Genomic DNA, 20,965 nt, shown 5'->3' with positions numbered 1-20,965 from the left:
ACCGGTGCAAAATCGTAATGGTCGATTTCTTCACCAAAGACCAATTAAAAAAATCATGTAATCGCCATAAAGTTAGTTTTGCATCCAGAAAAAATATTCCCAATGGATGCTGTCATCAGCGACGATATCCAGTCTGTCCATCAGATGGCGAATGCGGTTTTGCTCCCCTCATTTCATGTCGAAATCGAGGGGAGTTTTCCTTTGTAATGCTGTTTCAAGCGGGATTGGAGGCCGTTTTCGGCGCTGTCATGGTGCGCAGAAAAGGTGGTGAGATGAAGCATGTCGATGCCTGGCGAGAGTAATCAGGTTTTAAAAATCGAGACCAGATGAAAAACGTATGGACTTCCATTTACTAACAAAACTGGTGAATTGAATGCCGCTGAAATGCACGAAAGGACAATTAAAAATTTATATGAATTAAAAGATCATAGGCTCCCTGACGATGTGTGCCGACCGGATTTTTCGGTACGTTCCCGGGCGCCGGAAGGGCTGGTCTCTCATGGTGCGCCGATGCGTCAGCAACGAGGGGATTCTCCAGAAGCTGCGAGTCGGGCGGCAATTCGTCGGATGGATTTTGCTTGCCTTTGCATTCAACTCGCTCAGATGCATCTGGTTTGCGTGTTGCGGTATCGGGTGTGTCTCGGCCTGCATGGCAGGCAAGGTAGCCGATACGTTTGATAGTCCCTTTTTATAAGTCGCCATGAGAAAAAAATTCCATCCTTGCCGGCACCAGCAGCCCAGCCAGCGGGTTCGCCCGAGCGGGCCGGTCAGCCAGGAACACCCGCCAGCCCATCGCGCGTTTTCGCCCTCACTCGCCGGAGCAGTGCAATGAGCGAGTCGCTTGCTTCGCTGTCCTGGGCGATCGCCGCGATCGCACGTCGCCAGGGCGTGGTCCTCGATCCAGTCCGGCTGGATGGTGCCGTCACCGCCGCAGTCCAGGCCGGGCAGGATGTGGAGTTCCCGCGCCTGTGTGCCGCCCTCAATATCGCCAAGCCCGAACACCAGCAACAACCGCAGCGCGCCAGCCTGCCCCTGCTCTGTCGGGCCGAGGGGCAGGGCTGGGGGCTGCTGGTCGACCAGCGTCCCGACGGTCGCTGGGCCTTCGTCAGCGCGGATGGCCAGGCGCTGCTCGGTGACGATGACCTGCCCGCCGGCGCCTACAGGATCGATTTCGCCGGTCGGGACGAAAAGGATGCGCCCAAGGGGTTCGAGCACATCTTCCTGGAAGCCATTGCTGAATTCCGCCCGGTGCTCATCGAAGTGGTGCTGGCCTCGGTCGTCATGAGCATCATCGCCCTGGGCGCGTCCATCTTCTCGATGCAGGTCTATGACCGTGTCATCCCGACCCATGGCGTGGCAACCCTGATCGTGCTGGCCACCGGCGTGGGCCTGGCCATCCTCTTCGAGCTGGGCATGAAGTTCGCCCGCTCGCACATCATGGATTCGGTGGTCTCGGGGCTGGATGCCAAGCTCTCGCAGGCGCTGTTCGAGCGGCTGCTCTCGGTGCGGGTGGACCAGTTGCCCGGTTCGGTCGGCAGCCTGGCCGGCCAGTTGCGCGGCTATGAACAGATCCGCTCCTTCTATACCTCCCAGACCCTCTTCACCCTGGTCGATTTGCCGCTGGGCCTGCTCTTCGTGCTGGTCATCGCCATGATCGCCAGCCCCTGGATGGCAGTGGTCCCCACCCTGTTCGGCCTGGCCGCGATCCTGATCGGCTATCTTTCCAATCGCAAGGTCGTACGCCTGGCCGACAAGAGCGCAGCCGCCTCCAACCTCAAGACCGGCCTGCTGGTCGAGACCGTCGAAGGCGTCGAGACCATCAAGTCCGGTTCGGGCGGCTGGAAATTCCTCTCACGCTGGATCGACGTCAGCGCCGAATCGATCCGCAGCGACATGGCCATGCGCGCCATCGGCGACCACGCCGGCTATGTCGCGGCGACCCTGCAGCAGTTGAGCTATTCCACCACCGTCATCGTCGGCGCCTTCCTGGTCATCAATGGCCAGATCACGATGGGCGCCCTGATCGCCTGTTCCATCCTGGGCGGACGCATCCTGGCCCCGGTGGCCATGATCCCGGGGCTGATGGTGCAGCGTGCGCATACCAAGGCCACCCTGGCCGGGCTGGAAAAGATCTACGCCCTGCAGACCGACCAGGGCGGCGAACGCCAGCTGACGCCCGACAGCCTGCGCGGCCAGTTCCGCGTCGAGGAGGCCAAGTTCACCTATGCCGGCAGCCTGCTCAATGCGATGACCATCGACAAGCTCAGTATCGATGCGGGCGAACGCATCGCCATCCTGGGGCCCATCGGCGCGGGCAAGTCCACCATCCTGCGTCTGCTCTCCGGCCTGTACCGGCCACAGCAGGGACGCATCCTGCTCGACGGCCTGGACATGGCCAGTATCAATCGCCTCACGCTGAACCAGCACATCGGCTACCTGCAACAGGATCACCGGCTCTTTGTCGGCACCTTGCGCGAGAACCTGTTGATCGGCCTGCCCGATCCCGGCGATGAAGTCCTGCGCCGCGTGATGGAGCGCACCGGCCTGTTGCGCCTGGTGGCAGCCCACCCCAAGGGGCTGGACCTGCCCATCCAGGAGGGCGGGCGCGGCCTCTCCGGCGGTCAGCGTCAGCTGGTGGCCTTTACCCGGCTGCTGCTGTGCCAGCCCGACATCTTCCTGCTCGACGAACCGACCGCGTCCATGGACGAAGACCTGGAACGCCATTGCCTGAACGTTCTGCAGGAAGAAGTCGGCGCCGGTCGCACGCTGGTGGTCGTGACCCACAAGCCTGCCTTCCTGCCCATGGTGGACCGCGTCATCGTCGTCGTGGGCAACCGCATCGTGCTCGATGGACCGCGCGATGCCGTCCTGGCGCGCTTGCGTGGAGAACCCTCGGCAGTCGCTGTGACGACGGCGGCATGAGGCAGGTGAATTCGGATTTCATATGAAAAACAAGACAGTCAAGAACCCCCTGGTATCGGCGCAATGGATATTGCGCCTGTCGATGGCGACCGTGCTCCTCCTGCTGGTCTGGGCAGGGTTCAGCCATATCGATCAGGTGACCCGGGCGCAGGGCCAGGTCATCGCCGTTTCGCGTACCCAATCCGTGCAGGCACCCGATGGCGGGCCCGTCAAGCAGATCCTGGTCAAGGAAGGCGAGGGCGTCAGGCAAGGACAGTTGCTGATGGTGCTGGAGCAGGACAGGGTCCAGACCTCCCTCAACGACAGCCGCGCCAAGGTCGCGGCATTGCGCATCGCCCTGGCGCGCCTGCGGGCCGAGGTCTATGGTCAGCCCCTGAACTTCGAGCCGGACCTGCTGGAGTACCGGGAATACATCGCCAACCAGAAAGACCTCTACATCAAGCGCAAGGCCCTGATCGACCAGGACCTGCTGGCCCTGGACGACATGCTGGGGCTGGCCAGCCAGGAACTGGAGATGAACCGGAACCTGGAGAAGACCGGCGACGTCGGTCGCGCCGATGTCCTGCGCCTGCAGCGCAACGTGGCCGATATCTGCGCCCAGATCAACAACAAGCGCAACAAGTACTTCCAGGAAGCCCTGGTGGACATGACCAAGGTGCAGGAAGACCTCAGCACCCAGCGCGAGCAACTGGAAGACCGCACCCAGGTGCTGGAGCACACCGAGCTGCGCGCGCCGGCCGATGGCGTGGTCAAGAACATCCGGGTCACCACCATCGGTGGCGTCGTGCGGCCGGGCGACGTCGTCATGGAAATCCTGCCGGTGGACAACCTGATCGTCGAAGCCAAGGTCTCGACCGCCGATTCCGCCTACGTCAAGACGGGCCAGGCCGCCAACGTCAAGCTGGACGCCTACGACTACGCCATCTACGGCACCCTCAACGGTCATGTGGTCTATGTCAGTCCCGACACCCTGCTGGATGAGACACGACAGGGCGCCGTGCCCTACTACCGGGTACACATCGCCCTGGAAGACACCGTATTCAAGGGCCAGAAGGCCAGCGGCATCCATGTCAAGCCAGGGATGACCGCCACCGTCGAGATCAAGGCCAATACCCGCACCGTCCTTTCGTTCCTGGTCAAACCTATCGCCAAGACAATCCAGGAGTCAATGGGGGAGCGATAAGCCTCACTAATCACTTAAAACAAGGACCATCCGATGAAGATCGCCACACTCAACAAGCAAGTTGCTCCCGACCCGGCCTACATCCTGCCCTGGTTTGGCACGCTGTTCGTATTCGCTGCCTACCTGCTGGTCAATGCCCTAATGTTCAGTCGCGTGATGGAGCTGATCAGGCATGTCGCCAACCCGTTCTTCGTGGTGCTCCTGGTCATCGTCACGGTGGCCGGCCAGTTGCTCACGATCGCCTGCACCTGGAAACTGCTGGTCGAAGGCAAGCACCTGGATTTCCTGAGCCGACGCCTGCGCTCGCACGAGCACGACGAGCGTGCAACCCAGGCCCTGGCCCTGCAGGACAGGCCGCCACCCCGACCGGTGGCAGCCGTGTAGCCACCATCACCCTGACCGACCAGGCGGGTAACAGCAGTACCAGCGTGACCAATCTGAATGTGGATGTGGTGGCACCTAGCGCGGTGACGGCGACCCTGTTGAGCACCACCCAGAGCAGCTACCGCACGATTGCCGTGCCGGACATCCTGGGAGCGAGCAACACGCACAACCTGAGCAAAGGCGAGAGCGCCGATCTGACCAGCCTGCTGCCGGCGGGCAGCACGCCAGCGGCCTTCATCGCCTCACTCAAGGCCATCTATGCGGAATGGGGCGGCTTGTCCATCACCAGCAATCCCAATACCACCAACAGCTCGGACAGGACCTACTATTCGCTGGCCACGCCGTTGACGCTGGGGAGCAGCTTCTCCATGGACCATCAGGGCGCCAACTATGTCAAGGGCGAGAACTACAACTTCAGTTCTCCGGATGGCAGCAAGCTGCTGCTCAACGATACGGGAGGATTTTATAGCGCCAATACCGACGTCTACGCGTTCACGGGCGGGGGGATTTCGAAAGCGTATGACATCGGCAATGTCCGCCTGCTCTACCAGGTGCAGACCAGCAACCCGGACTCCATGCCGACCATCTCGGCCAGCTACGACGGCACGCATTCCAGCGTGGGAGATACCGTGCAGCTCTATGAAGGATCGACCCTGCTGGGCGGCAAGGTATTGGGCGTAGGCGACATCGGCAGCAGCAGTGAGAGCGTCAACGTGCAAGTGGCGCACAGCCTGTCGGCCGGCACGCACGTCATCACCACCAAGTATGTGGACCTGGCCGGCAACACGGTAGTGGGCAATGATGTCACGGTGAACCTGGCGGCGGGTGCAAGCGCACCGGTCTTGTCCAATCTGCAGGTGACCGGCAAGGATGGGGTGGTGAGCGACATCAATGCGTCCAGCACCAGCTACGCCATGGTGTCGGAGCAAGGCGGCGTTTCCGTCGGTACAGACGGGCTGTCGCAGAACCTGACCTTCAGCGGGACCGTGGGCAGTGCGGCCTCCGGCGATCGCTATCTGGTCACGGTGAGCATGGGCGGCCAGGTACTGGCCTTCGATACCTTCGCGCCGGGTAACTTCTCCATGACCACGTCGGCCAACGTGCTGGCACCGGGTCTCTACAAGGACCTGAGCATCACGGCCACCGACATCAGCGATGGGGTCAACAACGGCCAGACAGCGTCGATCCAGAACCAGACCCTGGGCTGGTATTGGACCGCGCAGTCGCTGGGCAATACCAGCGGTGGCGCCGGCAACGACGTCATCCCGCTGGGGGCGACGGCCAATGGCGCCAATACCCTGATCCAGACCGGCCTGGGCAACGACACGCTGGTGCTGGGTGTGTTCGGTGCAACCAATCCCGGCAAGCTGGCCGCGACCGTGACCGACTTCACCGTGGGACAGGACAAGATCGCGGTATTCGGCCAGACCGTCACGGCCGGCAACCTCAGTCAGTACGTCACTGCCTCGGCCGCCAATAACGTCACTACCAAACTGGTGGTGGATCTCAATGGTCCGGCTGCCGGTGGACAGGTCTACACGCTGTATCTGCAAAACGTAGCTTACAAGCCCGACACCGTACACACCCTGTTCGGCGTATGAGCCGGGGTGCGCGGTAAGCGGACAGGCACCGGCAGCCGCCGGTGCACACCATCAGGAGAGGGGGCGGGGACGCATGCGTCCCTGTTCTGGACATTCATTTTTGCAAAGGAGAACTACCCATGGCCGCTCATTCAGCCGATTCGGATGAACAAAATTTCTGGCCCGGCTATGTCGACTCCATGGTCAACATGGTCATGTACCTGCTGCTGCTCATCGCCATCCTGGCGATGGCCGTCATGTACTTTTCGATGAAGGCCAGAGACGAAGCCTACGAAAGCAAGACTTCCAAGATCGAGGCGCTTGGCAAGCCCTCTGAAAAAGCCTTCCCGGGGGCCTCGGAGGTCAAGCCTGACCAGCCCAGCGAGGAAGATCTGCATGCCCAGATCGAACGCCTGCGGCAAACACTCAATGACAATGAGGTGCGCTACAAGGCCGACGTCGCGGAGTTGAAGGAGAAGCTGCGCGAAAACGATCAGCGCTTCAAGGTGGCCGGACTGAGCAAGACCGAGAAGCCCAACCAGAAGGATCGCGGCAACAGCATGCTCTCGCCGCCGGACGCCAACCTGGCCAAGCCCGGCGCATCCGAGCGTACGGTCGATGCCAGCGGCGGCGCCGGTGCGCTGCCCAAGGGTGTGGAAGCGCTGGCCTTGCGCCCCAGCGTGCTGATCGTGCGGTTCCGTCCAGGCACGGTCGATCTGGGGGCCGACGAAGCCAGGCGCATGACCGACACCTTCATCAGTCACTTCGAGTGGAATGGCAATCACGAGCAGAACTTCACCATTTCTTCCGCTGCCGTGGAAGGCTTGTCGGAGTCCAATCGCATGGCCTTCTATCGGGTGGTGGCGGTGCGTAACCATCTGCTGTCCATCGGCGTGCCGGCGGCGCGCATCCGCCAGCGCATCGACCCGGTCCCGGCGGCGCGCCAGAGCGGTACCGAAGGCCTGGAAATCCGCATCCAGAAGACGGAGTGAGCCAGCATCATGTCCGAAGCAGACAATTCCATCGAGGCAGCCCTGATGGGAAAGACGACCTATACGCTCGACCTGGCACAGGCCGGTACCGCGTTGCGCAAGATCCCGATCGAATCGATCAAGGACGTGCGCAGCCTGGGCATTGACCTGCTGCTGGTCTTGCGTAGCGGAGGACAGATCCTGCTGCGGGAGGGGGCGCTGGACGCCCTGGTGCATCCCGAGCGCAGCCTGGAGTTCAGTGACGGCGTGCTCACCCTGCAGCAGATCTTCATGCAGAGCGAGCGCTTCGATTTCCTCAACTCCAGTTCCGACGCATCGTTGGCCGTGCATCCCAGCGTCGTCTTCGGCGAGTTGCACCAGCATCATCGGGGTGCCACGACGACCTTGTTCTTGGGAGCTTGATGCCATGGTCAGCCACACCGGGAGCATGACGCCAGACCAGGCCGAAGTATCGAAGAAAGTGGTTGGAGAACGCCTCAAGGCGACGCGGCTGTTGATCGGCCTGAACCAGCGGGATTTTGCCCAGCGCCTGGGTACCTCGGGGGCCTATATCAGCTGCGTCGAACTGGGGCATAGCATGCCGGGAGGGCGGTTCCTGCGCTGCCTGCACCGCGAATTCGACATCAATATCAACTGGCTGCTCAGCGGCCAGGAGCCCGACTTGCCACCGCGCTACGGGTTCCACATCAAGACGCTCATCGTGGACTATGTCCATGCGCCGGCCAGCGGCAAGACGCTGGTCATGGCCGTGGCCAGCTACCTGGCCGGGCAGGGGGCATGTACGTCCGGTGTCATCACGTGAGGTTGACAGGGGGAACAGTGGGAGAGCGGGCACAACGCAGTGCGAGCAGGAGACGAGATGTTCAGTGAAGAAATCGGCAGCCGGCTCAAGGAAGTGCGGCTCACCAACGGCCTGAGCCAGCGCGAGCTGGGACAGCGCCTCAATACATCGACCGGCCACATCAGCTGGCTGGAGGCCGGCAAGGCCATGCCGGGCGGCGAACTGCTATTGCAGTTGCACCGCGAGTTCGCCGTCGACCTGAACTGGCTGCTCACCGGTGACGAACCGGATTGCCTGCCCGATCAAGGCGACGGCGAGGTGCGCATGCTGGTCGATCACTATTGCCGCGCTGACGTCAATGGACGCGAAATCATCCGCAACCTGGCCAGCTACGCCGGCAAGGACAACCCCTGAGCGGGCTCAGGTGGCCTTGGCCTTGGCGTCGGCCGCCAGCTGGCCGGTGTGCACCCGCACATCGCGATCCAGGCGCCACACCAGCAGCGAGGCCAGGAGCGTGGTACCGACGATGACAAAGCCGACGATATCGAAATTGCCCAGGTGACCATCGGGTGACAGCGTGACGATATGACCGGCGATCACCGAGGCCACACCGCCCGACAATTGCTGGATGGACGCGCTGATGGCATTGAAGGAGCCACGCTGGGTCGGACCCGGCACCGACGACACCAGCGCCTGGAACGGGATCATGCGCGAGAAGATCCCCAGGAACAGCACCGCATTGACCACAATGATCATGGGTACCGTGACCGGTCCCAGGTGGGTATAGATCAACACCATGATGATGGACAGCGTGGCACCGAAGACGAACACCCGGAACTTGCCGACCTTGTCGGCAGCGCGTCCGATCAGCGGACCGAAGGCGATGGTACAGAGGCCAGTGACCAGGTAGACGGTGGGCAGGTGATGCAGGTCGATCCCCAGGTTGCCGACCAGATAGGCGCTGCTGAAGGGCATGAGCATGAAGCCGCCGGTCATCAGCAGGGCGGTGGTGGCAAAGGCGGTCAGGTAGCGCGGCTCGGTGACGGTGTGGTACAGGTGCATCCAGGCGCTGTGTTCCTGCTTGAGCTTGAGGTGGCCGTCGACCGGCCGCAGCTTGAAGCTCACCACCAGTCCGCCCACCAGGCCCAGTGCGGCCATGGCGATGAAGGGCACATGCCAGTTCCAGGTGTTGGACAGGTACAGGCCGATGGGGATGCCCAGCACCTGGCTGGCCGCAAACGAGGTCTGGATGATGCCCATGACGCGGCCGCGCAATTGCGGCGCGAACAGGTCGGTGGCGATGGCCAGGTTGATCGAACCGATCACGCCGCCAAACAGGCCGGTGACGATGCGTGCCAGCAACAGGCTCTCGAAACTCTGCGCCAGGCCGCACCACAGGGTGCCGATCACGAAGCCGCTATAGAAGAACAGCAGCAGGCGCTTGCGGTCGAAGCGGTCGGCAAAACCGGCCGTGAGCAAACCGGAAGCGCCGGCGCTGAAGGCATAGGCCGAGACCACCAGGCCGAACTGCTGCGGGGTGATCTGCATGGCCGGCATGATCATGGCGCCCAGCGGCGACATCAGCATGAAATCGAGAATCACGGCGAATTGCAGGAAGGCCAGCAGACCGACGACGGTCCTCTGGTAGCGTGTGAAGCCCTGGGTAGGGGCGGTCTTGCCGGTGTTGTCTGGTTGACTCAAAGGGACTCCTTGGCGATTCGATGGCGATGAGGGTAGGTGGTCCGCAACACGCCGCGGTTGGCAAGCCGGGCATGCGGTGTCGGTGAAGACGGATGGGAACCAACTTTATTGTGTTGCCGGGCCGCCTGCGCATGCAGCGTGGATGCGCGCAGCAATGGGGCGGCTTGCAAGAGTAGGCCCAAGTGGCTTCTTAGGCAAGTCAGATAAGGGCTGCCATCCCCGGAGAGAGCAAAAATCGCCAGCGTCGTACGCACACTGCAAGCGCCCGCACAGGACTTTTAAAACATACCCGTTACGGATACATTATTGGGGTTTGGATGCCGGCTATCCTGAAGCGAAAAGACTTTGTGCGCTGGCAAGTGCGCGAGAACCTGCCCGATGCCTTGTTATGCAAGACGGTTCGTGACATGGAGCGCGGCCTCATCGATGCCGATCTTGGCGGTCTGCTCTACAAGATGCGCGTCGCCCGTCCCGGGGCGGGCAAGAGGGGCGGTTACCGTACCCTGGTCTCGGCGCGGATTGGCATGCGGTACGTCTTTCTCCATGGTTTCGCGAAGAACGATGTGGACAACCTTTCGCATGACGAGATCCGGGCGTTGCAATTTGCGGGCGGCGTATTGCTCGAACTGCGTGACGAAGCCCTGTTTAAAGCCGTCTGTGCCGGCGTTCTGGTGGAGGTGCATTGTGAGCAATATCATTGAATCGCTGCGTGGCGACCTGGACGCGCTGCTGGAGGCCGGGGCCATCGGCAAAGTGACCATGCGCAAGTTCGATGCCATCTTCCCGCCGCCGGTGCGGCAATTCAGCGCGGATGACATCAAGCGCCTGCGGCATTCGCTCAAGTTCAGCCAGCCAGTGTTCGCCCTGCATCTGCACACCACGGCCTCGACCGTGCGCAAATGGGAAAGCGGCCAGACCAGACCGGCCGGCCCCGCCCTGAAACTGCTGAACATCCTCGCCGACAAGGGCCTGCAGGCCATCCTCTAGCCTGCAGGGCCGCTGGCAGCCTTACTCTTACTGCTTGAGCAGACTGCACTTGGATTCGGCCACGGTCGTGAACGCCTGTTCACCCGGGATCGTTTCCAACAACTTCAGGTAATCCCAGGGCTTCTTCGATTCCGCCGGCGACTTGACCTGGTACAGGTACATGTCGTGGATGTTGCGGCCATCGGCGCGGATATAGCCCTTGTTGTAGAAGTCGTCGATGCGGGTCTTCTTCAGCTGCGCCATGACGCGGGTCGAGTCGTCGGTGCCGGCGGCTTCCACCGCCTTGAGATAGGTGGTGGTGGCCGAATAGGCGGCGGCCTGGTGGGTGCTGGGCATCTTTTTCATCTTCTGGTAGAAGCGCTCGGCGAACTTGCGCGAGGCCTCGTCCTTGTCCCAGTACCAGCTGTCGGTCATCATCAGGCCTTCGGCATTGGCCAGGCCCAGGGCGTGGATGTCATTGATGACCATCAGCAGACCCACCAGCTTCATGGTCTTGGTAATACCGAATTCCTTGGCGGCCTTGATCGAATTGACCGTATCCTCGCCCGCATTGGCCAGTCCCAGGATCTGCGCCTTCGATGCCTGTGCCTGCAACAGGAAGGACGACAGGTCGGAGGATTGTGGCGGATGCTTGATCGAGCCCACCACGGTGCCGCCGCTGGCCTTGACCACTGCGCCGGTATCGTTGGCCAGTGAATGGCCGAAGGCATAGTCGGCCACCAGGAAGAACCAGGACTTGCCACCCTGCTTGATCACCGCGCTGGCCGTCCCCTTGGCCAGGGCCACGGTGTCGTATTCATAGTGGACGGTGTAGGGCGTGCATTCTTCGTTGGTCAGGCGCGCGGTACCGGCGCCGATGTTGATGTAGACGCGCTTCTTCTCGGCCATGACCTTGTTCATGGACAGGGCCGTGGCCGAGTTGACGCCGCCGATGAGCATGTCCAGGCCGCGTTCGTCGGCCCACTCGCGGGCGCGGGTGGCGGCGATATCGGCCTTGTTCTGATGGTCGGCCGAGATCACTTCGATGGGCTTGCCCAGCACCTTGCCGCCGTAGTCGGCCACCGCCATGCGGATGGCTTCCAGGCCGCCGGTGCCATCGGTGTCGGCATAGGGGCCGGACATGTCGGTGATGAAGCCGATACGGACCACGTCATTGGAAATCTGGGCGTACGCTGCCGGGGCGGCAAAGGCGCCGGCCACGGCACAGGCGGCGGCCAGCAGGCGCAGGGTCTGGAATGCTTTCATGCTCTTGTCTCCTTGTTGTTGTCGGCCGCCTCGGGGCGGCGCTTGTTGCTGCGTGATCGGGGCCTGGCCTCAGGCCTGGCGTCGCTGCGCCAGTAGTTCGCGGGCATAGTCCACCCGCACATCGTGGCGGGCCACCATCTGCTGCACCAGCCAGTCCATGTCGGCAGGCTCGGCGCCGGCGGCCAGCGCGATGTTGCGGGCGTGCAGTGCCATGTGACCGCGCTGTATGCCTTCGGTGGCCAAGGCCCGCAGGGCGGCCATGTTCTGCGCCAGGCCGACGGCCACCGCCACCTCGGCCAGCTCCTGGGCAGATTCCACCCGCAGGATCTTCAGCGCCGCGCGTGCGGCCGGATGGGTCTTGGTCGCGCCGCCCACCAGACCGACCGGCATGGGGATTTCCAGCGTGCCGACCAGGTCGCCATCGCTGGCGATCTCCCAGTGCGTGAGCGAAGTGTAGCGTCCCTGGCGGCAGGCATAGGCATGCGCGCCGGCTTCGACGGCGCGCCAGTCATTACCGGTGGCGACGATGACCGGGTCGATGCCGTTCATGATGCCCTTGTTGTGGGTGGCGGCCCGGTAGGGATCGACGGCGGCGAATTCGTAGGCGTCGACGATGCCGTTGATGACTTCCTCGCCACTGTGCTGCGCCGTGCCCAGCACCTTGGCCGAGACTTTGACCCTGGCGCGTGCCAGGCGCAGGTCGGCCAGGTTGGAGAGGATGCGCAGCCGCACCTTGCCACCGGTGATCTGCTCGATGTGGCCGGCCACGGCTTCGGCCATGGTGTTGACGGTGTTGGCCCCCATGGCGTCGCGCACGTCCACGATCAGGTGGGTCACCACCATGGCGCCACGGCGGGTGTCGGGGAAGACATGCACTTCGATGTCGCGGCAACCGCCGCCCAGTTGGTTGAGCAACTGGTCGCGGCTGTTGGCGATGTCGATGATGGCCTGGCGTTCCTTGAGGATGGCCAGGCGCGCGCCGTGCGGGTCGCTGATGCCCAGCAACTGGATCTGGGCGCGCATGAGCGGTGCGCTGCTGGAGGTCTGGAAACCGCCGCACTCGCGCACCAGCTTGGCCATGAAGGAGGCCGCAGCCACCACCGAAGGCTCTTCGACCGCCATCGGCACCAGCACGTCGCGACCATTCAACTGGAAGTAGCCGGCCACGCCCAGTGGCAGCTGGAAACTGCCGACCACGTTCTCGATCATGCCATTGGCGGTGGCCAGGGGCAGGGCGCCGGGCTGGCTCAGGAGGGCCAGGTCGGCGGCATCGAGCTGCGTCAGGCGGGCCAGTTCGGCCAGCCGCTGTTCGGGCGTGAAGCTGCGGAAGCCGGGCAGGCGGGAATCTGGCGGGGTGCCAGGATGGACGTCGTGGGACATGCGCTTGTCTCTCCGGGTGTTGTTGATCTTGGCTTGCACTGCAGGGTAGGCGCAGGCAGGATAGCAAGGCTGTACCAATGGTTATGGGTACAGTTTTAACCAACAGTGCGACGACTGTACCCAGGACAATCGATTTGCATCGCAACAAGACAGGGCCGGCGAGCCCTGCCCGCAACAACAACGGAGACCCGTCATGACCGAGCCGCGCACCCTCACCAGCACCCTGGTGCAACTGATCCGCCGCCAGATTGCCGATGGCCTGTATGCACCCGGCAGCCGCCTGCCCTCGATACGCGAACTGGCGGCCCGCCATGGCTGCGCCAAGAACACCATCGTCAATGTCTTCGAGGAGCTTACTGCGCTGGGCGTGGCCGAGCCGCGCCGGGGCTCGGGCTTCTTCGTCTGTGCCACGCCGGCACGCCCCAAGGAAGACGAGGAGGGTAGCCTCAGCCGCGCCATGGACGTGGTCTGGCTCATGCGCGAGCAGCTCAAGCATGATGCCAGCCACCTGCGCCTGGGCGACGGTTTTCCGCCGGTGGAGTGGTTACACGATGTGCGGCTGGACAAGTTCCACCAGAAGGTGGTGCGTACCGGCATCGGCGCCTTGTTCGGCTATGGCAGTCGCTTCGGCTACCTGCCGCTGCGCCAGCACCTGGTCCACAAGCTGGCCCAGCATGGCATCGAAGCCGGCACCGGCCAGATCGTGCTGACCCATGGCGCCAACCAGGCGCTGGACATCGTGATCCGCAACTTCATCCGCCCCGGTGACCGGGTGCTGGTCGATGAACCCGGCTACTACATGTTGTATGGCAAGCTCAAGCTGTCCGGCGCACGCATCGTCGGTATCCCGCGCCTGGCCGACGGCCCCGACCTGGAGGTGCTGGAGCGCGAGCTCAAGCTGCCGGGCAAGCCGCCGCTGTTCTTCACGCAATCGCTGGCGCACAATCCCACGGCATCCGATACCGCACCGCACAAGGCCCACCAGATCCTGCAACTGGCCGACCGCTACGATGCCCTCATCGTCGAGAACGACGCCTTTGCCGACTTCAAGCCGGCCACTGCGGCCCGCATCGCCACACTGGACCAGCTACGGCGCACCCTCTATATCGGCAGCTTCTCGAAGTCGGTCTCGGCCGCCCTGCGGGTGGGCTTCATCGCTTGTCATCGCGACCTGGCCAGCGACCTGGCCGATATCAAGATGCTGGTCCACATGAGCAGCTCCGAATACTGCGAGCGCACCCTGGATGTGATCCTCTCCGACGGCCATTTCAGCCGCCACACGGCGCGCCTGCGCGACCGTCTCACCCAGGCCACCGAGCAGGCCAGCCACCAGCTCGAACAACTGGGTGCGGAACTGTTCTGCGCACCGCAGCAATCGATGTACCTGTGGGCCAGGTTCCCGGCCTTCGGCGACGCCAAGCTGCTGGCGCAGGCGCTCATGGAGCGTCGCATCGTGCTGGCCCCGGGCAGCATCTTCCATGTCGACACCGAGCAGGTCGTGCCCTGGTCGCGCTTCAATGTTGGTTTGCTGGCCGACCCTCGCTTCGCCTCGGCCATGGGTGAAATACTTGCCGGAAAGGCAGTAATTCCCGGCCGCTGAGGCAGTTTTTGCATGCTCTTTGACGCTATCCGGAAGTAAGCGGGCAATCGCCGTGTATTCCTCGTTTAGCCTGGTTGTACGCGCATCGCCCGCCTGCCATAGTGTCAATATGTGTCAGCACTGCCTGAGACATGAAAAGAACAATGAAAGAAAGTTAACGATAACAGGCGCGCTCCCTCGTTGGCGCCCTGATAGGGACAGATCCACCATGAATATCTTCGGCAACATGAACATCGGCAAACGCCTGACCTTGGGCTTTGCGCTTATCCTGGCTTTTTCGGTCATCGTCGCGGGCATCAGCCTGTGGCGTCTGGAGCAGGTCGCCAGCGCCACACGCGAGATGATGAGAGAACCGCTCAAGACCGAGCGCCTCATCGGCGACTGGTACACCAACCTGACCGCAGGTATTCGCCGCACCATCGCCATTGCCAAGAGCAGCGATACGTCGCTGGTGGCGTTCTTCGCCGACGAAGCGGCGGCCTCGACCAAGAGCTCCACCGAATTCCAGAAGCAGGTCGAGTCCCTGCTCAATAGCCCCGAAGAAAAGGCCCTGTTCGAGAAGATCGGCGAACAGCGCAAGGTCTACCTGTCGTCCCGTGATGCCATTACCAAGGCCAAGGCCGCCGGCAACATGGAAGAGGCCATGAGCATCCTGGAGAAGACCTTCGTGCCGACCTCGACCACTTATCAGCAGCTGATGCGCCAGCTGGTCGACATGCAGCGCAAGGACATCGACGACACCGCCCAGCGCATCGACAGCATCGCCGCCCAGAGCCGCATGTTGATCCTTCTGCTGGAAGGCCTGATCCTGCTGCTGGGCGTAGTGCTGGCGCGTTACCTGACGACCGGGATCACCAAGCCGCTGCAGACGGCCGTGAACGTGTCGCGCAGGGTCGCCGAGGGCGACCTGTCGGCAGATGTCCAAGTGAGCAGCAAGGATGAAACCGGCCAGTTGCTGCAATCCCTCAAGGATATGAACAACAGCCTGCGTGGCATCGTCAGCAATGTGCGCAGCGGTACCGACACCATCAGCACGGCGTCGTCCGAGATTGCCGCCGGCAACCTGGACCTGTCCTCGCGCACCGAAGAACAGGCCAGCTCCCTGGAGGAGACCGCCTCGGCCATGGAAGAACTGATCTCCACCGTGCGCCAGAATGCCGACAACGCCCGCCAGGCCAGCCAGCTGGCCAATTCCGCCTCGGCGGTGGCCGAGCAGGGCGGCGGCGTGGTCAACCAGGTAGTCGATACCATGGGCGCCATCAACGACTCCTCGCGCAAGATTGTGGAAATCATCAGCGTCATCGATGGCATTGCCTTCCAGACCAATATCCTGGCCTTGAATGCGGCGGTGGAAGCCGCCCGTGCCGGCGAACAGGGACGTGGCTTCGCGGTGGTGGCCTCGGAGGTACGTTCGCTGGCCCAGCGTTCGGCCTCGGCTGCCAAGGAGATCAAGGAACTGATCAACGATTCGGTGGAAAAGGTCGGCGATGGCAGCCGCCTGGTCCAGCAGGCCGGCAGCACCATGCAGGAAGTGGTCAGCAGCGTGCGCCGGGTGACCGATATCGTGGCCGAGATCAGCGCAGCCAGCACCGAGCAGACCAACGGCATTGAGCAGATCAACCTGGCCATCACCCAGATGGATCAGGTGACCCAGCAGAATGCGGCGCTGGTGGAACAGGCGGCAGCGGCAGCAGCCTCGATGCAGAACCAGGCCGACAGTCTCACGCGCCTGGTCAGCGTGTTCCGCCTCAATGCCGGGGATCAGGTCGTGCGGCGTGAAATCGACGTTACACCGACCAGCCCTGAGCTGCCTCGCTGAGCTGGCCGACGTCCCGGGGGGAGATTGCGGATGATGCGGCTGTGCTCCTGTTGCTGGCCATATCCCGACCGGGCGTCGAACTCTTGACGCCGATGGAAGTTCAATGATTCGTCTTGGGCCGACCAGCATTTAGTAGACACTCACGAGTCCTTTAGCGCGTAGCGCTTCTCAAACTCTACAGGTGATAGGTCGCCGGCGGAGCCATGCCGGCGAATCGGGTTGTAGAACATTTCAATGTAATCGAACACATCGGACGTCGCTGCTGCCCTGCGCTCGGCCACCACGTCAGCGCCGCCGATGACATCGAATCCCGGCACCGGCTGTCCGTCGCGCAATACGACCAGGCAGCTGCGCATGGCATCGACATGGAAGGCGAAGATTTCCTCGCCGCCGTGCGAATAATTCTTGCCCAGCAGTAGCGCCAGCGAGACCAGTGCGCCGCGCCCCTTGCCGTGTCCACCCGGATTGGAAGAGAAGAAACCGATCTGCGTGCCGTCGGGCGTGATGCAATAACTGTGTTCGCCCGCCTCCCGAGCCGCATTGAAGAGTTTGCCCCGCTCGCCTTTGGCCAGTGGTACCCAGCGCAGGCCAGCCACGATACCCAGTTTTTCCTTCTGGAAGATGCGGCTGTGGTCCACCACCGGACGGGCTTTGCGGGCTGGCTTCTTGTTGAGTAGTCTCTTAAACATCGGTCAGCCGTGGGGTAATCAGAATCACGAAGGATTGCCGGGTATTGGAAGCGGTCTTGCTGGCCGACAGGCCATCGACACTGCCGCTGTTGCTGGCATTGGCCTGGGCCTGGTCATAACCGAGCATGACCAGCGTTTCGCCCGACGGCACCACCATGCGCTGACCCACGGTAAAGGCGCTGACGTTGGGCAATTGAATGGTCTGCCCGGCCGAGCTGAACGAGGGCAGGCCCTTGAGGCTGGAGATGTTGATGTAGGTCTGCAGCAGCACCTGGTTGGAATCGAGCACCACCGGCAGGAAGGCCAGGGACATGCCGGTGCTGATCTGGCCTGGTGTCAGGCTGGGCCCGGTCGTCGTGACGCTGCCGGTCTGCGCACCGGTGACCACGGCCGCCTGGGTCTGCTTCAGGTATGCCTGCTGGTTCACCACCATCAATGGCACCGACACCCGGTTGGAGGTCACGGCCACCCCGGAATAGGTCGTTGAGACCCGGCCAAAGGTCTTGAGCAGCTTGATCAGCGCGGCATTGCCATTGCCGTTCTGGTAAGCAAAGGTGAAGGGGCTGCCAGACTGGCTGGGTAACAGCGCCGCAGGGGCGGAAGAGGCGAAATTGTTGCGCACCACATTCCAGTCGATGCCGGCAGAGAATTCATCGTTCAACTGCACCGACAGTACCTGGATTTCCAGGCTGACCTGACGCATCAGCGCCTTGTTGACTTGCTCGATATAGCTGTCCACCACCTTCATCGGCTCGGCGGCATCGGTTACCGTGATCACGCCCGATTTGGAATCGACCGAGAATTTGCCGCCGTTGGAGACCAGCGAACCCAGGGTCTTTTCGATGCCGCCCCAGAAGTCGGACTCGAAATCCATGCTGGCCGAGCTGCCACCTCCGCCCCCACCGCCACCGCCGCCCCCACCACCGCCGCCTCCGCCACCGCTATCAGCTGAGGCCGACAACGTAGCGGTGTACTTGAAGGAGGTGCTCAGGGTCTTGACGAAGAAGGTGCGGGTGCTGACACGATAGAAAAGGATGCGATCGTCCTCGTATTTCCACTGCAGGCCGGCGCGCACGGCCACGTAATCCAGCAGACCTGCAAACGATCCGGCGTAGTTGAGTTCATAGGTGTTGCCATAAGCCTGGTTGGTGAAGCTCATGTCGCTCAGGCCCTTTTCGCCGAAAGCGTTTTTCTCGCCTGGGCCGCCCTGCGGACCCGCGCCCGGGAGCGGCAACGCTGCGGCCGCCAGCGCCGCGCCTACGGCCCCGCCGACGGCAAAGCGTGAGGCCGGCATCAGGGCATCGGGCGTGAGCAGCATGGGTACGCCGGTCTCGCTGGCGATACGTTCGACGATGGTGGCCATGGAATAACGACCCGGGAAGCGGAAGGCCACCTGACGCATCGCCTCCGGCAGCGCCGCCTCCCGCGACAGCGGTATGGAACGGGTGGCGATGATCAGGCGGGTGTCCTTGACCGCATAGGCGGGGCGCGGCTGGGATGTGGTCAGCTCGGCACGGGAGGTTTCGGTGCGCTTCACGACGTCGTCCAACGTCTGACCGGCCTGCTGCCAGGTGCTGCACGCCGTGCACAGCACACTGGTGACCATGAGCAGGGGAAGTGTCTGAGCGTAACGGCGGCCTTGCGGCGGACGCGGTGCAGCCGCCAGATGGGGCTGACTCAGGGGAGCGATGATGTGTTCGATGTTCATAATTTACCTCGATGGGCCTCAGCGGGCCTTGCCTTCCAGATAGCGGCCGATGCGGATGATGCGCAGCTCGCTGTTGATGCGCGCCTGAACTGGATAATCAGTGATGGCCAGTGACTCCACCACGGCGCTGACGACCTGCTCGATACGTCCTGACAACTGCAGTTCGGTGTCGACGGGGAAATCGCGGGGGGCGTCCCAGACCAGTTGCCAGCCGGCCTCGCGCGCCCAGCGCTGCAGCATGCGGCGCACCGAGACGTCGGCGCGTCGCACCTGCCATTGCTGCACGCCTGGATCGGGCGGCTGGTCCGTTGCGGAGACGCCAATGCCATCGGACAGCTCGGACGAGTTCGATGCGCCATTAGGTTGCCAGACCGAGGCGCGGGGGCTGGCAACCGGCGCGGCGGTCACGGTGGGGGCTTGCTCCGTTACCTGCTGGGCATGGACGGGAAGGCAGACCGCCATCAGGGCAAGGGGGCGTAGCCATAGACGAGGAAGGCTTCTAAGGCGGCCAGGATAGGTGGGATAGGACGCGACTGTTTTCATAAGTAAATGCCATCCTTAAAGAGCATTGTTATTGCTCGTGAGGAAGAGGTTGAAGTAAGGCTGTCTGGTTTCGCACAGGCTGGTCAGGGCAGCGGGGCTGATGGGGACATAGGGAGACTCTTTCAAGATGTAGACGGTGGGCGAGAGCGTGTGCAGCAAGCGGCCGGGATTCAGCGAGACCGATGCGAGTGCTTGTGTGGCGATCTCTGCGCCCGTGGTCGGCGAGCCTGCCAGGGCATGCCGCAGTCCACCGGCGTTCAGGCTCGATTCCAGGCTGTGCACGATGTCGGGACACAGGCGCATGGGCAGGCCTGATACTTGCAATACCCAGTCGGCGTTGCTGCCGGCATTCAATTGGCCCACGAACATTCGACCGCCCCAGGTGTTGCTGATACGGGTATTGGGGCCGGTGCCGCCGCCTACGTATTGGCGTGCTACGGCTCCGCCATTGGCCAGTGTGCTGTTGTCGATGGCAGCGGCGCCTGCACCGCCCACAAAAAAATCCTGCAGGGACACCAGGGTCTGTCGCAAAAAAAAGGATGACGAGCTCACCTGGGCTTGGTCGAGCTGCTGGCGCAGCACCGTCAGCGAGGCCACCACCACAATGGCGGAAATGGCCATCGACACGGATAACTCCACCAGTGTGAAACCATGTCGACGCAGTTGCTGCAAGCGAGCAGGACCAGCTCTGTCGTGGGTGCGTCTGGCGCAGGGGCGCCGGGATATCGTGAAGAGGCTCATCACAGTTTAGATTTCAGAAGCAGGACACCAAAGCGGTTGCCGGCGAGATTGCACACCCTCGACAGCGAGTCGGGGGAAAGATTCGTTGTCAGATTCTTGGCGATGAGAGGGCCCGCACCACCCAGACCGCCGTCGATGGCGATCGCAGGTACGCTGGCATCGAGACGGATCTGGCCGCGCCAGTCGACCGGGTTGCTCATCCCGCCGGGGAAAACCACGAGGGCATCCGATGCTGGCGCGGACCGGAACAGCAAATCGATGCAGTGCGATGCCGGGATGGCATTGAGGTACAAGCCCCAGGCCAGGGGCGTTGGTCCATTGACCGGTGCTACGCCGACGGCACCGCCGAACGGATGGGTCACGGTCACATTGTCGGTAGCGCGCTGATTGATGATGAACTGGCTGAAAGCGCCGAAGGACACCGCTTGCCGCAAGGACAGGCCGTTATAGCTGGGCAACTGGGCATAGGTATCGTTGATGCGCTTGATGGCGTCGGTATTCTGTGCGGAGAATTCGTTGATTCTCTGTTGATCAATCAGCGACATGGCGCCGGCAACACTGCCCAGCGCGACGATACCAGCCAGGGCCAGGACCACGGAGAGCTCTACCAGCGTGTAGCCGAATTGTTGTTTTTTCATGAGAAAATGGGGGGCATTCTTCGAATGCCGCTCCTTTGCAAGAGCGGCATCAAAAAAATTATCGTGAGCGCA

Annotated in this window: 19 protein-coding genes and 1 pseudogene; 12 read left to right on the top strand and 8 right to left on the bottom strand. The window is 62.6% G+C overall.

The genetic code is table 11. The features are described from left to right. The first annotated feature begins 828 nt into the window (after positions 1-828). The 8 genes from ACIPHN_RS16975 (at position 829) to ACIPHN_RS16940 (ending at position 8,256) form a co-directional block, all read left to right on the top strand. Complete coding sequence (locus tag ACIPHN_RS16975) at positions 829-2,922, top strand: ATP-binding cassette domain-containing protein (protein WP_400437893.1); 2,094 nt, start codon at positions 829-831, stop codon at positions 2,920-2,922. A 22-nt stretch (positions 2,923-2,944) separates the two neighbouring features. Next, entirely contained in the window at positions 2,945-4,105 is a 1,161-nt protein-coding gene (locus tag ACIPHN_RS16970) for an HlyD family efflux transporter periplasmic adaptor subunit (RefSeq protein ID WP_400437892.1), read from the top strand. A 33-nt stretch (positions 4,106-4,138) separates the two neighbouring features. Continuing rightward, positions 4,139-4,489, top strand: coding sequence for a hypothetical protein (locus ACIPHN_RS16965; protein ID WP_400437891.1), 351 nt, complete (start codon positions 4,139-4,141; stop codon positions 4,487-4,489). A 44-nt stretch (positions 4,490-4,533) separates the two neighbouring features. Next, positions 4,534-6,090 carry a hypothetical protein gene (locus tag ACIPHN_RS16960; RefSeq protein ID WP_400437890.1) on the top strand — a complete coding sequence of 519 codons (1,557 nt, stop codon included), beginning with the start codon at positions 4,534-4,536 and terminating at the stop codon, positions 6,088-6,090. Between the two features lie 119 nt (positions 6,091-6,209). Further along, positions 6,210-7,061: a vesicle formation protein gene (locus ACIPHN_RS16955; RefSeq protein WP_400437889.1), complete on the top strand. Its 852-nt coding sequence runs from the start codon at positions 6,210-6,212 to the stop codon at positions 7,059-7,061. A 9-nt stretch (positions 7,062-7,070) separates the two neighbouring features. Further along, complete coding sequence (locus ACIPHN_RS16950) at positions 7,071-7,463, top strand: hypothetical protein (protein ID WP_400437888.1); 393 nt, start codon at positions 7,071-7,073, stop codon at positions 7,461-7,463. A gap of 4 nt (positions 7,464-7,467) precedes the next feature. After that, positions 7,468-7,863, top strand: a complete 396-nt coding sequence (locus tag ACIPHN_RS16945) for a helix-turn-helix domain-containing protein (protein ID WP_400437887.1) — start codon at positions 7,468-7,470, stop codon at positions 7,861-7,863. Positions 7,864-7,920: 57 nt separating this feature from the next. Next, positions 7,921-8,256: a helix-turn-helix domain-containing protein gene (locus ACIPHN_RS16940; protein ID WP_400437886.1), complete on the top strand. Its 336-nt coding sequence runs from the start codon at positions 7,921-7,923 to the stop codon at positions 8,254-8,256. A 6-nt stretch (positions 8,257-8,262) separates the two neighbouring features. On the opposite strand, the gene ACIPHN_RS16935 is transcribed toward ACIPHN_RS16940, so the two are convergent. Then, positions 8,263-9,543, bottom strand: a complete 1,281-nt coding sequence (locus tag ACIPHN_RS16935; RefSeq protein WP_400437885.1) for an MFS transporter — start codon at positions 9,541-9,543, stop codon at positions 8,263-8,265. 317 nt (positions 9,544-9,860) lie between these two features. On the opposite strand from ACIPHN_RS16935, the gene ACIPHN_RS16930 reads away from it, so the two are divergent. Together ACIPHN_RS16930 and ACIPHN_RS16925 are read left to right on the top strand one after the other, a co-directional pair. Further along, entirely contained in the window at positions 9,861-10,244 is a 384-nt protein-coding gene (locus ACIPHN_RS16930; RefSeq protein WP_400437884.1) for a type II toxin-antitoxin system RelE/ParE family toxin, read from the top strand. Then, on the top strand, positions 10,228-10,530 hold the full coding sequence (locus ACIPHN_RS16925) for a helix-turn-helix domain-containing protein (protein ID WP_400437883.1): 303 nt from the start codon (positions 10,228-10,230) through the stop codon (positions 10,528-10,530). Before ACIPHN_RS16930 ends, ACIPHN_RS16925 begins: the two co-directional genes overlap by 17 nt. Before the next feature lie 27 nt (positions 10,531-10,557). On the opposite strand, the gene ACIPHN_RS16920 is transcribed toward ACIPHN_RS16925, so the two are convergent. Together ACIPHN_RS16920 and ACIPHN_RS16915 are read right to left on the bottom strand one after the other, a co-directional pair. Further along, a complete protein-coding gene (locus ACIPHN_RS16920; RefSeq protein ID WP_400437882.1) occupies positions 10,558-11,775 on the bottom strand; it encodes an ABC transporter substrate-binding protein in 1,218 nt (405 codons plus the stop codon). Between the two features lie 69 nt (positions 11,776-11,844). Beyond that, entirely contained in the window at positions 11,845-13,182 is a 1,338-nt protein-coding gene (locus tag ACIPHN_RS16915; RefSeq protein WP_400438008.1) for a hydroxymethylglutaryl-CoA reductase, degradative, read from the bottom strand. Positions 13,183-13,348: 166 nt separating this feature from the next. On the opposite strand from ACIPHN_RS16915, the gene ACIPHN_RS16910 reads away from it, so the two are divergent. Together ACIPHN_RS16910 and ACIPHN_RS16905 are read left to right on the top strand one after the other, a co-directional pair. Next, on the top strand, positions 13,349-14,755 hold the full coding sequence (locus ACIPHN_RS16910; RefSeq protein WP_400437881.1) for a PLP-dependent aminotransferase family protein: 1,407 nt from the start codon (positions 13,349-13,351) through the stop codon (positions 14,753-14,755). A 208-nt stretch (positions 14,756-14,963) separates the two neighbouring features. Beyond that, complete coding sequence (locus tag ACIPHN_RS16905; RefSeq protein WP_400437880.1) at positions 14,964-16,574, top strand: methyl-accepting chemotaxis protein; 1,611 nt, start codon at positions 14,964-14,966, stop codon at positions 16,572-16,574. Positions 16,575-16,714: 140 nt separating this feature from the next. Here the strand turns inward: ACIPHN_RS16905 and ACIPHN_RS16900 are convergent. The 5 genes and pseudogenes from ACIPHN_RS16900 to ACIPHN_RS16880 form a co-directional block, all read right to left on the bottom strand. After that, positions 16,715-16,843, bottom strand: a pseudogene (locus ACIPHN_RS16900) (IS3 family transposase); the annotation flags it as partial. 412 nt (positions 16,844-17,255) lie between these two features. Beyond that, positions 17,256-18,971, bottom strand: a complete 1,716-nt coding sequence (locus ACIPHN_RS16895; RefSeq protein ID WP_400437879.1) for a secretin N-terminal domain-containing protein — start codon at positions 18,969-18,971, stop codon at positions 17,256-17,258. A gap of 18 nt (positions 18,972-18,989) precedes the next feature. After that, the gene (locus ACIPHN_RS16890; RefSeq protein WP_400437878.1) at positions 18,990-19,433 is read right to left on the bottom strand and encodes a toxin co-regulated pilus biosynthesis Q family protein; all 444 of its coding nucleotides are present in this window, start codon (positions 19,431-19,433) and stop codon (positions 18,990-18,992) included. A 96-nt stretch (positions 19,434-19,529) separates the two neighbouring features. Then, a complete protein-coding gene (locus ACIPHN_RS16885; RefSeq protein WP_400437877.1) occupies positions 19,530-20,255 on the bottom strand; it encodes a type II secretion system protein in 726 nt (241 codons plus the stop codon). Then, positions 20,255-20,893, bottom strand: coding sequence for a type II secretion system protein (locus ACIPHN_RS16880; RefSeq protein ID WP_400437876.1), 639 nt, complete (start codon positions 20,891-20,893; stop codon positions 20,255-20,257). The genes ACIPHN_RS16885 and ACIPHN_RS16880 overlap by 1 nt, the downstream gene beginning before the upstream one ends. Between the last annotated feature and the right edge of the window lie 72 nt (positions 20,894-20,965).

It is taken from the genome of Herbaspirillum sp. NPDC087042 (assembly GCF_044745245.1).
In the GTDB taxonomy this organism is placed as follows: domain Bacteria; phylum Pseudomonadota; class Gammaproteobacteria; order Burkholderiales; family Burkholderiaceae_D; genus Herbaspirillum.
This window is presented reverse-complemented; position numbering and strand designations above follow the sequence as displayed.